The 12,220-nt window shown below is 56.9% G+C and carries 12 protein-coding genes; 1 reads left to right on the top strand and 11 read right to left on the bottom strand.

Features of this window, described 5'->3' with window-relative positions:
• Window positions 1–11 precede the first annotated feature (11 nt).
• The 10 genes from BC440_RS05865 to BC440_RS05820 form a co-directional block, all read right to left on the bottom strand.
• Window positions 12–770, bottom strand: coding sequence for a cytochrome C biogenesis protein CcmI (locus BC440_RS05865; RefSeq protein WP_065701809.1), 759 nt, complete (start codon window positions 768–770; stop codon window positions 12–14).
• 52 nt (window positions 771–822) lie between these two features.
• On the bottom strand, window positions 823–1,314 hold the full coding sequence (locus tag BC440_RS05860; RefSeq protein WP_063094197.1) for a cytochrome c-type biogenesis protein: 492 nt from the start codon (window positions 1,312–1,314) through the stop codon (window positions 823–825).
• Window positions 1,311–1,847 (bottom strand): DsbE family thiol:disulfide interchange protein, encoded by a 537-nt coding sequence (locus tag BC440_RS05855; protein WP_007090228.1) that lies wholly within the window; start codon window positions 1,845–1,847, stop codon window positions 1,311–1,313. Before BC440_RS05855 ends, BC440_RS05860 begins: the two co-directional genes overlap by 4 nt.
• The gene (locus BC440_RS05850; RefSeq protein ID WP_065701808.1) at window positions 1,844–3,898 is read right to left on the bottom strand and encodes a cytochrome c-type biogenesis CcmF C-terminal domain-containing protein; all 2,055 of its coding nucleotides are present in this window, start codon (window positions 3,896–3,898) and stop codon (window positions 1,844–1,846) included. Before BC440_RS05850 ends, BC440_RS05855 begins: the two co-directional genes overlap by 4 nt.
• Before the next feature lie 141 nt (window positions 3,899–4,039).
• Window positions 4,040–4,528: a cytochrome c maturation protein CcmE gene (gene ccmE, locus BC440_RS05845; RefSeq protein ID WP_007090226.1), complete on the bottom strand. Its 489-nt coding sequence runs from the start codon at window positions 4,526–4,528 to the stop codon at window positions 4,040–4,042.
• 31 nt (window positions 4,529–4,559) lie between these two features.
• Entirely contained in the window at window positions 4,560–4,763 is a 204-nt protein-coding gene (gene ccmD, locus BC440_RS05840) for a heme exporter protein CcmD (protein WP_007090225.1), read from the bottom strand.
• Window positions 4,760–5,551 carry a heme ABC transporter permease gene (locus BC440_RS05835; RefSeq protein WP_037987206.1) on the bottom strand — a complete coding sequence of 264 codons (792 nt, stop codon included), beginning with the start codon at window positions 5,549–5,551 and terminating at the stop codon, window positions 4,760–4,762. Before BC440_RS05835 ends, ccmD begins: the two co-directional genes overlap by 4 nt.
• A gap of 49 nt (window positions 5,552–5,600) precedes the next feature.
• Complete coding sequence (gene ccmB / locus BC440_RS05830) at window positions 5,601–6,266, bottom strand: heme exporter protein CcmB (protein WP_007090223.1); 666 nt, start codon at window positions 6,264–6,266, stop codon at window positions 5,601–5,603.
• Complete coding sequence (ccmA, locus tag BC440_RS05825; protein WP_007090222.1) at window positions 6,263–6,985, bottom strand: heme ABC exporter ATP-binding protein CcmA; 723 nt, start codon at window positions 6,983–6,985, stop codon at window positions 6,263–6,265. Before ccmA ends, ccmB begins: the two co-directional genes overlap by 4 nt.
• Before the next feature lie 179 nt (window positions 6,986–7,164).
• Entirely contained in the window at window positions 7,165–7,908 is a 744-nt protein-coding gene (locus BC440_RS05820; protein ID WP_065701807.1) for a DUF1223 domain-containing protein, read from the bottom strand.
• Between the two features lie 281 nt (window positions 7,909–8,189).
• On the opposite strand from BC440_RS05820, the gene BC440_RS05815 reads away from it, so the two are divergent.
• Window positions 8,190–9,527 carry a sodium-dependent transporter gene (locus tag BC440_RS05815; protein WP_007090220.1) on the top strand — a complete coding sequence of 446 codons (1,338 nt, stop codon included), beginning with the start codon at window positions 8,190–8,192 and terminating at the stop codon, window positions 9,525–9,527.
• 75 nt (window positions 9,528–9,602) lie between these two features.
• Here BC440_RS05815 and BC440_RS05810 read toward each other — a convergent pair whose 3' ends face one another.
• Window positions 9,603–12,167: an EAL domain-containing protein gene (locus BC440_RS05810; RefSeq protein WP_065701806.1), complete on the bottom strand. Its 2,565-nt coding sequence runs from the start codon at window positions 12,165–12,167 to the stop codon at window positions 9,603–9,605.
• Between the last annotated feature and the right edge of the window lie 53 nt (window positions 12,168–12,220).

Raw genomic sequence — 12,220 nt, 5'->3', positions numbered from 1 at the left:
CACAAAACGCTTTAGTTCGGTTCGGCCTGTGTTGCGTCGGCGATTTCTGCGTTCAGCAATTGTATTTCCGCCTCGGTCGCACCGCTGAGCGGGTCGTCCTTTGGAATGTCACGGTAGAGATCGGTAAAGACATTCAGGGCCTGCTGATACTTGTCCTGCTGTTTGAGCATCATGCCATAGTAATAGCGGCTGAGCTGATGGTTTGGCATCTGGCCAAGCGCATGCAGGATCAGATCGCGTGACACCTTGTCAATCTGGCCTTGTTGGGCGGTAATGCGTGTATCGGCATATTCGATAGCGAGTAACGGATTATGACCGGAAAGCGCATAGGCACGCGCAAAGGCGGCAACCGCCCGCTCGATATCGCCCAGACGCAATGACCCACGCGCCAGAACGACCCAGCCCTGCAAATTGCGGGGATTGGCTTCGAGCGACAGGACGATCTGGCTGAGCAGCCGGCGGATTTGCTGATCGGTCTGAAAGTCTGGATCGGTCACATCGTTTGCCGCGGCCGCAGCGGCGGCAAGATTGCGTTCGCCCGCCCGTTCGGAATAGGGACGCGACGGAATTTGTGGCATGCCGATCGCGCTATACAAAATAACTGCGGCAATCACGGGCAGGGTTGAAAAGCCGATCCGCGCCATCGGGCCAAAGGCGCGGCGGGCATCGGGTGTATTGTGGTTATCCACCCCCGCAGGCCGACGCGGCAGGCTGGCATAGATTGCAAGCCCGCCAAACGCGGCAAGTATGACAAGGCCAAGCCAGATCAAAAGGAACCTCGCGACGGGAGAATACTATATGCGGGGCGGCCAAACTGCATCGTTAAGAGCGATCCTGTGACGTGCCAAGGATTTCATCAAGCCGCTTCTGTTCCTGATTGGAAAGCGATTTCGGGCCTGCACCGTCTTCGCGCTGTTTGCGGCGGTAAAAGGCGATCACCGCAATCAGGGCCAGAAATGCCAGAACGGCCGGGCTGATCCACAGGATGTAGGTTTCGGGTTTCAGCGGCGGGTTCAGCAGAACATAATCGCCATAGCGTTCGACGATGTAATCAACGACTTCTTCGTTGCTGTCGCCAGCCACCAGACGTTCGCGCACCAGAATGCGCAGATCACGGGCCAGATCGGCATCGGAATCGTCAATAGACTGGTTTTGACAGACCAGACAGCGCAAGCCCTGACTGATGTCGCGCGCGCGTTCTTCAAGCTTGGGATTGGTCAGCATCTCGTCGGGATTGACGGCAAGAGCCGGGGCCGTATGCAGGCCCAGCAGAATGACAAGGGCCGCGAACAGTGAACAATTTCGACGGATCATCCTTTTAACTCCGCAATCTTTGGCAGCAAGACTTCTTCAAGAACCTGATTTGAGATGGGCCCGACATGTTTGTACCGGATCTGACCGGTGCCATCGATAATAAAGGTTTCCGGCACGCCATAGACCCCGAAATCAATACCGGTTCGCCCGGATAAATCCATCCCGACCGCGGCATAGGGATCGCCAAGTTCATCCAGCCAGTTGACACCGTCCTGCGGGTCTTTTTCCTTGTAGTTCAGGCCATAAACCGGAACGTCAGCCTCACGCGCGAGGCGCTTGATGAGCGGATGTTCCGCACGACATGGAATGCACCAGCTGGCGAACACGTTCAGAACCGACACCTCGCCCTTGGATATATCGGCGCGTGACAATCCGCGGTCACGGCCTGGCAATGGGGGCAACTGGAAATCGGGTGCCGGTTTACCCAGCAAGGCCGACGGCACAACAGATGTATCTTTACCAATATTCGTCAGAAAGACACCGGCAAGAGCAGCAAAGAGTACCAGCGGGATGACTGCGATCCAGAATCTCATGAAGCGGGAACTCCGTTTTTCTTATAGCGCAGGATAATGCGCGTACAGATACTGATAGCACCGCCGATCAGCATCAGTAACATTCCGCCCCAAACCCAGGGCATCATTGGCAGGAACCGGACGGTCACGACACGCCCGCCATCTTCGGCCCGTTCGCCAACGGAAACATGCAAATCCCCATCGCGTCCATGCCAGATATCGGCTTCCTTGGTTTCGATGCCGCGGATCGGATAATAGCGGACTTCGGGGAACAGTTCGGCGACCGGCTGGGCGTTGCGATAGATGATGAAGGTCGCCTTGCGGGTGGCGAAGTTTTCACCGGGCAGCAGCGCCACACCTTCGTATTGCAGGTTATAGGGGCCGATCTGAATACTTTGTCCGGTGCGCGCCGAAAGCGATATCTGCTGTTCCCAGATGGCACTGGCCGATCCCCCGGCGATCAGGATGGCGATCCCGATATGGGCAAAGGTCATGCTGAGATAGCGGGGGCCAAGAAGCTGGAGATTGCGGTATTTGCCTTCGCCGTGGTCGGGTTGACGCCACAGGCGTTCCCAAAGATCACCAAGGGCGGCGGTAAAGACCCAGGCCGCAAGACCGATCCCGAGCAATGGCAGGGGAGACGCATCGATAAAGCGCATCCAGACAAACAGGATCACGATCAGCGACATCATGGCGGCCAGCTTCATCCGCCGCCCGATCTGCCATGCCTCGTCCTTGCGCCAGCGCAGCGTCGGGGCAAAGCCCATCAGAAACAGAAGCGGCAAACCGATCGGGATCAGGGCCTGAACAAAGAACGGTGGGCCAACCGTGATGATATCGCCGCCCAGCCAGCGCAGGAACAGCGGATAAATGGTGCCGATCAGAACGGTGGCCGCCGCAACCGAGAGCATCACACTGTTGAGGAACATGCCGCTTTCGCGCGATACCAGCGAGAAGTCCTTGTCATCGATCATGTCGGTCGCGCACCGCCAGAACATGAAATAGGCCCCGCCAAACAGAACGCAGAAGGCAACCAGAAGGGCAACAGCGTCGCCGCTGCTGAGCAGGGCGGTTGGCAACGGACCCAATAGATCGGAGCGTACGAGGAATGTCCCGAACCAGCCGGCAGCAAAGGCCGACAGCGCCAAAAGAGCCGTCCAGGGTTTCAGGGTTTCGGTTTTTTCAAGAACGGCCCGACAATGCAGGAATGCCGTGGTCAACAGCCAGGGTAGCAATAATGCATTTTCGGATGTATCCCAGTACCACCAGTTGCCCCATGCCTGTTCGGTATAAGCACGGTAGGCGTTGATGGCGATGGCACCGCCCAGCAATGTCCAGGAAATCATCGTCCACGGGCGCAGTTGTTCCGACCATGCACGGTCAAGCTTCGCACCCGGCAGTGCGGCAAAGGTCACCGCGAAAATCACCGATAATCCGGCAAGACCGGCATACAGGATCGGCCCGCGTGCCATACCGGCAAGGTCCTGCAATTCCGGATCAAGACCGTTGCCGTCAAGCGGTGCGATGCCCGACCGGATAAACGGATCGGCGTCAATGATTGTTACCGCCGCCAGAAGGGCGACAATGATGCCAAGGATACCAAGGGCGACACGATCCTGTTCGGTAACGCCGCGCGCAATGCTTTGCAGCGCGTATATCAGTGTCGCCAGTGTGCTGGTCGCAACCCAGAACAGCATGGCGCCGCTATCGGAGATGACGGAGGCACCGATACGGTAAATCATCGGGGTAGATGAATGACTGTAATCGGCCACCACGGGCAGGGTAAAATCACTGACAATAAAGGAATGGATCAGGGCGGCTTCGGCAATGATTGCCAGAACGCACATGGCAAAGGGCAGGGGCCAGACACCGAAACCGACATTTTCGGAAGTCCGGATATTGCCGGTCAGTCCATCTGGCAAGGTTCCGCCGGCAATTGCCGGTGTCATTGTCGTTGTCGGGCCGAGCGCGCGATAGCTTGCGCGAAACAGGGCCGGACAGAACAGGACGGCCTGACAGGTTCCCAATGCAAGAATCAGGATAAGGGCAAAATGTCCAAACTCTGCGATCATGCGTTCTTCAGATTTCCCCGATATGTGGTGTTCACCAAACGAACACCACTCAGCCCCTGCTGTCAAACAGCAAGGCATCCACCCAGTTTAATGCCGCTTTGATGGCTTCAATATGAGGTTTTTATGATGGCAGAATGTGGCTTAATTACGCATCTCTTCGGCGTTGCGGGCTTCGATTTCTTCCCAATAACCGCTTTTTTTCAATGAGTCAGCGACCTCGGGCGGCATGTAGTTTTCATCATGCTTGGCCAGAACTTCGGATGCGATGAACTGGCCCTCGGAACCCATATGGCCCTCGGCGACGACGCCCTGGCCTTCGCGGAACAGGTCGGGAAGGATGCCGGTATAGGAAATGGTGACCGCATTTGCCATGTCGGTGACGATAAAGGTGACGGTTTCACCGCCGCCGAGTTTTTTAAGCGATCCTTCTTCGACGAGGCCGCCGACGCGCAGGCGCTGATCGGGATCAATCGGCGATTTTTCGGCGATTTCGGTCGGGCTGAAGAAGAACACAACCGAATCTTCAAATGCCGTAAGGGCCAAGGCAGCCGCCGCCCCGACCGCCAGAAGGGCAGCCATGACGATATACATGCGTTGACGTTTGCGGGATTTGGCACGCGAAAGAGACACTTTGATATTCTCCGCTCAGGAAGGCTTGGGCTCAGGAAGTCGGGGACTGGTCTGTTGTGCGGGCACGTCTGGGACGGCGAGCTTTCAGAACAGTTTCAAGCTGATCAAGTTCGGTCTGGCTTTGACGAAGGCCACGCAGGGTCATGATCAGAAGAATGATCATCGCAAGGGCTGCGATACCGTAACTGGCCCAGATATAGCTGCCATAGCCGCCCATTGAGAAGAATTCGTTCATTTGCTGGCTCCGGCGTTGTGACCCTGATCATAGGCGAGTTCGTCATGATCGCCGCTGGCAACGGGGCGTTCGTCAAACAGGCCGCTGAGTTGAAGCGCACGGATGCGCCGCTGGTTGAGTTCAAGGCGAACGCGCAGCACCAGAACGATGAAATAATAACCGGTGAAGGCAAAGGCCATGATCAGAAGCGGGGCGAGCATGCTGGGATCGATGCTGGGCCCGCCCATGCGGGCAACCGATGCCGGTTGATGCAGGGTATTCCACCAGTCGACGGAAAATTTGACGATCGGCACATTGATCGCGCCCACCAGTGCCAGGGCCGATCCGGCCTTTGATCCGCGTTCGGGATCGTCAAAGGCATTCACAAGCGCGATATAGCCAAGATAGAGGAACAGCAGGATCAGCATTGATGTCAGACGCGCATCCCACACCCACCATGTTCCCCACATCGGTTCGCCCCAAAGCGACCCGGTAACAAGCGTAAGGGCGGTGAATGTTGCGCCAACCGGTGCGGTGGCGCGCGCGCAGATATCGGCAAGCGGATGTTTCCAGATCAGGCTCATGGCCCCGCAAAGAGCCATGCCGACATAACAGAACAGTCCCATCCATGCCGCGGGCACGTGGATATACATGATGCGGACGGTGTTGCCCTGCTGATAGTCAACCGGCGATCCGATCAGGGCCAGATAAAGCCCGGCGGCGGTCAGAATGACGGTCAGCGCGACCACCCAGGGCATCATGGCCCCGGTCAGTTTCAGAAACACGCTTGGTTTGGCGAAACGATGCATTTTCTCTCGTCCGTTTGCGGCGATGCCGCCGAAGGTCGTCTGTTTTAAGTTATTCCACGGCCTGCCGGATGGCATGGGCCGTGGCAAACGGGGCGGCAGCCAAAGACAGTAACAGGATCGCCCCCATGATCTGTAACTGTGCCTGGGCGGAAATGCCAAGCAATGCGGCCTCGACCGCACCGGCACCGAAAATCAGTACCGGTATATATAGTGGCAGGACCAGCAATGACACCAGCACACCGCCGCGTCGTGCCCCCAAAATCAGTGCCGCACCAATCGCCCCGATCAGGCTGAGTGCCGGTGTGCCGATCAGCATGGCGATCATCAGGGTGCCAAAGCCATCCTGATCCATATTGAGCATCACGGCCATCACGGGTGCCGCAATAATCAGCGGCAGGCCGGTCGTCAGCCAATGGGCGCACACCTTGCCCAGAACCAGCAATTCCAGCGGTGCAGGCGACAGGGTCAGCAATTCCAGCGTGCCATCCTCGTAATCGGTCTGAAAGACACGTTCGAGTGACAGCATGGCCGCCAGCAGGGCCGAGACCCAGATCACACCCGATGCAATGCGCGCCAGAATATTGGCTTCGGGGCCGACACCGAACGGAAACAGGGTGGTGGTTACGATAAAGAAGGCAACCACCATCACGGAATCCGCACCCTGACGCAGGGCCAATCGCAAATCACGACGCAGGATGGCGACAAAGGCATTCATATCGCGGCCTCCGTCGTTCTGCCTTGATCCATGTCGAGTGAGAGATGCTGGTTGGCATCTTCATCATCATGTTCGATCAGCCATTCCATCATCGGGATGGCAAACGGATCAAGATCAAGGATGATCGGTGCCGCGATATCCAGATCGACATGGGTGGAATAAATCACGATGCCGCCTTTGGCCCGGAATTCGGCGATCAGACGCGCCAGTTCGGCACAGCTTTCGCGATCAAGGCCAACGGTCGGCTCGTCGAGCAGCCAAAGGTCGCTTTGGCCCAGCAGGATACGGGCAAGGGCGGTGCGGCGTTTTTGACCACTTGAAAGATATCGCCCGGCGGTTTTGCCAAGGTGATGAATATCAAGGGCGCGAAGCGCCTGATCGATTTCGGCATCAATATCGGAAATACCGCGCAGTTCGGCCCACAGGCGCAGATTATCGCGAACGGTCAGGACCGGTTTGATCGCGTCCTGATGACCAAGGTAATGCAGGCGCGCGCGATGGCCGATTTTATCATCGGCGATATCGTCACCCTGCCAGCGGATGGTGCCGCGGCGCGGGGCCATGAGGCCCGCCATCAGGCGCAAAAGGCTTGATTTTCCTGCACCATTGCGACCGCGCAGCATCACGGCATCGCCGGTATTGGCGCTAAAGGAAAGATCGCCAAAGACCAGACGTTCGCCACGCAGACAGGTCAGATCAGAACCGGTAAAAACTGTCATCTAACTCGTTTGACTGTCGGAATTCATGCCGGATGCGCTTTTTCTATACCGCGCCCGACGTCATTAATCATGCTTTATCCGACATTGGATGTGATGACATTGTTTCAAATCAATCCAAAAAGACGCGAAACGCCGCAGCGATCAAAAATCGGCTGCGGCGCGGGCAAAGCGATAGCAGATCAGAAGCGGATGACCGAGGCACTTCGAACCGGGCCGCCGCGGCCTTCCTGCACAAGGACCGCGACACCACCGTCGCAAGGCTGGTTCAGGGCGAAATCAAGTTCGCGCGGCTTGCCGTCCCACTGCCCAAGATCGATCATTTCGCGCACGACATTGGCATGAACCAGACGCCGCCCGGCATTTTCGCCAGACCGGACATCGCGTGCCTGTTCGCGATCAAACCCGATCAGCCAAAGCTGATAGGACTGCCCGGCAGGCGGGGTATTGAGCATGCCGAGCTTTAATTTGCCACTGGCGGGGCTGGTTCGATTATCTGATAGCAGGGCCAGTTCCGCCCATTCCCGAAGCGGGGTCGTTTCATTGCTGGTGGTGACGATTCGGCCTTTGTCGGTGGCGCGAACGACCTGATCGCCGTTGATCACGACCTGCGGGGTATAGACATAGCGTTCACGCATGCGACCAGCATATTCGCGTTGCCGTTCGGTATTGGCCGCACTGGAAAACGGATCTTCCCAGCCCAGATAGTTCCAGTAATCGACATGAAACGACAGGGCAAGAAGGTCACCATGTTCCTGATTTAATTCGTAAAGAACACGATCCGCCGGAGGGCAGGAATTGCATCCTTCGGATGTGTAAAGCTCGATCACGGCGCGGGGTGACGTGGACTCGCCAGCATGTGCCAGCGATAAACCACCCATGAACGCGGTTCCAAGCATGAAGATAATGGGGCGAAGCTGTTTCATGGATGGATGATGCCCCAAAATGCCTATCAACCACCAATCACAAGGCGTTGAAAGGTCCGTTTGCGCCAAAACGACCGATTTTTGCGCAAAACACGGCAATTTAGACAGGAGATTTCGGGAGATCGGTGTTATTAGCTCCGGTCAATTCCGAAAGGAGGCAAAAGGTCTTCACGGAATGCGTGAGGTGAAATCACCTTTGCGTTTATAGAGAAAAATGAGGAACCGGCACTGCGGCGGGAGCGACTTACCGCGGATGCCAGTCCAAGAAAGGTTTGCAGGCAATGATTAAACGAGAGCATTGGGGGTCACGCCTCGGCTTTATCCTGGCGGCTGCTGGGTCGGCGGTGGGGCTGGGCAACATCTGGAAGTTTCCCTATATGGCGGGCGAGAATGGCGGTGGTGCCTTCTTGCTGATTTATCTGGCGCTGGTTTTCACCATTGGCCTGTCGGTCATGCTGGCTGAAATGGTCATTGGCCGGATGACGGCAAAGAACGCCATTGGCGCGTTTGCAAAGCTCAAGGGCGGTGCATGGCCGCTGGTGGGGCTTTGTGGTGTTGCGGCTGCCTTTATCATCCTGTCATTTTACAGTGTCGTCGCCGGCTGGACGATTTCCTATATGGTCAAATCGATCACCGGGGCGCTGGCGATTGAAGATCCGGCCGCATTGGGCAGCATCTTTGGCGGGTTCATTGCCGATCCGGTTTCGCCGCTGATCTATCATGCGATCTTCATGGCGTTGACGGTTTTTGTCGTCCTGGCGGGTGTTGGTTCGGGTATTGAACGTGCGTCAAAGATTTTGATGCCGGCCCTGTTTGCGTTGTTGCTGGTGCTGATCGTGCGTTCCGTGACCCTGCCGGGTGCGGGCGAAGGCATTGCCTTCCTGCTGTCGCCGGACTTTTCCAAAGTGACATGGGCAACGGTATCGGAAGCGCTTTCGCAGGCGTTCTTCTCGCTTTCGCTTGGGATGGGGGCGATGATTACCTATGGCTCGTATCTGAGCAAAAAGGAAAATATCGCCAGTTCGGCCGGTTGGGTGACGCTGCTTGATACGTCGGTTGCGGTCATGGCCGGTCTTTTGATCCTGCCAGCCGTGTTTGCATTCGGCTTTGATCCAAGTGCCGGTCCGGGGCTGACCTTTATTACGTTGCCAGCGGTGTTTGCGCATATGCCGATGGGGTCGATCTTTGCGTTCATGTTCTTCCTGTTGCTGGGTATTGCGGCATTGACGTCGGCGGTTTCGATCCTTGAGGTGGTTGTTGCCTATTTCGTTGATGACCGTGGCATCAGCCGCAAATGGGCATCGATCACGGTGGGGGTGATCATCTTCCTGCTGGGGATTCCGTCCTCGCTGTCGATGGGGCTTATGGGCGAGTTCAAGATCTTTGGCCTCGGCTTCTTTGATCTGATGGATTATGTCAGCTCGAAATTGCTGCTGCCGATTGGTGGCCTGTTCATCTCGCTGTTTGTCGGCTGGGTTGTCTGGGGCAAGGCCAAGGAAGATATTGCCGCCCATAATGGCGTGGTGCCGTTCTGGATCAATGGCTGGGGCATTATCGTGAAGTTCATCGCACCGCTTGCGATTGCCTTCATTCTGCTGAAGGGACTTGGCGTGCTTTAGGCCGCTTTTTTCACAGCAGAAGACATGCGAAGGGCGGGGAATTTCCCCGCCCTTTTTGCTGGGGATCAAACCGGATCAGGAGGCTTCGGCCGGTCTTTGCTGAGACAGGGTGAGGATTTCATCAGCGCACATCGGTTTGCCCAGAAGGTATCCCTGTATGTAATCGCATCCGGCATCGCGCAGCAGTTTGAGCTGCGCGTTGGTTTCGACACCTTCGGCGACGCATTTTTTGTGCAGGTTCTGCGCCATATTCAGGATGGTGATCGCAAGCGCACTGCCTTCGCGTCCCTGATTGATGTCGTCGACAAAACTGCGATCCATCTTGATCGTGTCAAACGGCAGTTTGCGCAGGTAGCTGAGACTGGAAAAACCGGTGCCAAAATCATCGAGTGCGATTTTGACGCCCAGATCGCGAATGCGCTGCATGTTGGCGCGCATTTCTTCGATATTCTGCATGAACAGGCTTTCGGTGATTTCTATTTCCAGCCGGTCTGCCGCCATGCCCTTTTCGACCAGAATGGTTCTGATCTGTTCGGCAAGATCAATGGTGCCATAGAATTGCTGGACCGAGACATTCACCGCCATCGTGACGTTGTGCAGGCCCTTTTCACGCCATGCGACCGCCTGACGGCAGGCGTGACGCAATACCCAGCGCCCCAGTTCGCCGATCACGCCCATTTCCTCGGCTACCGGAACAAAGACCGAGGGGGGGATCGCCCCCCGTTGCGGATGGTTCCAGCGCAACAGGGCTTCGACGCCGTGCAGGTTGCCGGTGCGGGCTTCGAATTGCGGTTGATAGACCAGATGAAATTCATCGCGATCCAGCGCCTGACGCAGGGCACTTTCAAGGGCAAGGTCGGCATCGCTGCGTGAATGACTGGCGCGGTTATAGCGGCTGAACCGGTTTCGGCCCTGTTCCTTGGAATGCATCATCGCAATTTCGGCATTGCGCAAAAGATTGGCGGTATCGTTGGCGTCGTGCGGGAAGGATGCGATGCCGATGCTGGCCGAAATATAGATTTCCTGTCCCTTGCTGGTCAGGTGCGGTTGGTTTAACGCTTTTAAAAGATCATCGGCCAGTGCGGCATCATCATCGGCGGAAGTCCCCCCCGAAAGCAGAATGGCATATTCATCCGCACCAACACGCGCCAGAACACCCCCCTGATCCAGACGGCGATGCAGCCGACGGGCAACTTCGACCAGAACGTCGTCACCGTCACTGTGTCCCAGTGTGTTGTTCACCCGCTGGAAATTATCGATATCGAGCAGCAGGATCGTCAGGCGGGTTCCCTTGCGGCGGGACTCGCCGATGCCGTGGGCCAGCAGTTCAAGGAACCGGCGGCGATTGGGATAGCCGGTCAGTTCGTCAATATGGGCAAGCCGCAGAATGTCTTCGCGGTTTTTCTTGCGTTCGCTGATGTCGGTAAAGATCGAGGCATACTGGCTGATCTGGCCATCGGCATCACGGATCGCGATGATCGACAGCCATTCGGGATAAATTTCGCCGGATTTGCGGCGGTTCCAGATTTCGCCTTCCCATTTGCCGTGCTGTTGAATATCGCGCCACATCGAGGTGTAAAATTCGCGAGACTGACGACCCGATTGCAGGATATTGGGGTTTTTGCCGATCACGTCCGATGCGTTGTAACCCGTGACCCGGGTGAAGGCCGGATTGACCAGTTCGATCGTGCCATCGGCGGCACAGACCATGATCCCGTCCGGCGATGTTTCAATGATCTTGTCTGCCAGAAACAGCGACCGGCGGGCCTTGGTCAGTTCGACATCGCGGCCCTCCATCACGGACCTGAGATGGGCGAAGTAATCCTGTTCGATGAATTCCAGCAGATCGGCGAATGACAGAACACCGATGACATTGCCGGTTTCATCAATGACCGCAAGATGGCGGATATGTTGGGCCAGCATCGTGTCGCGGGCGTTGTTCAGGCTGGACTTGGCGGAAATGACACGCAGCGGACGGCTGGCAATTTCGATGGCCGGTGTTGCGTGATCGCCATTGGCAAGATTGCGCAGGATATCGCGTTCGGTAATGATCCCGGTGTGATCAAGCATCGAAACCGGGTCGGTCGCGACCGACGGATCATAGACAATCGCACAATCGCATTTGGCATCATGCATGCGCGCGCGCAGTTCCGACATCGGGATATCGCCATCGACAAAGATTGTCGTGCGGCGGATGGCGGCCCCGACATCCCCATCGCCCAGTTTGCGCCAACTGCCCTGTTGGCGGATCAGGTCAGACTGGCTGATGATTCCGGCAAGGCGGTTTTCCGCATCCACGCTGACCAGATGACGGACATGGCGTTCGCGCATACGGATGATGGCGGCCTCGGGCGTGGCATGGACCGATATGCTGTGAACCGGGGCCGACATCCATTTCGATATCGGCTCGTTCAGGGTGGCTTCGCAGTCGGCGGGCAGGGACAGGCAATCCTTTTCCGTCCAGATTCCGATCGGCAGGTGATCCTGTGTCACGATGATGGAGCTGCAATTGGCTTCGCGCATCATGTCGATGGCCTGACCAATCGCGGTTTCCGGCCCGCAACGCAACACGATGCCGGGGGAAATCGTACCTACAGTCAGGTGGGTGGTATTGCCATCGGCAAAACTGGGGCGCGTCATGATAACCTGTTGCTGTCCAAATCCTGTCAGGTGCCCGGTTTGCGGGCATTATT

It is taken from the genome of Thalassospira sp. MIT1004, assembly GCF_001858545.1.
GTDB classification, from domain to species: Bacteria; Pseudomonadota; Alphaproteobacteria; order Rhodospirillales; family Thalassospiraceae; genus Thalassospira; species Thalassospira xiamenensis.
The sequence above is the reverse complement of the archived record's forward strand: the minus strand, read 5'-3'. Positions and strand labels throughout refer to the sequence as shown.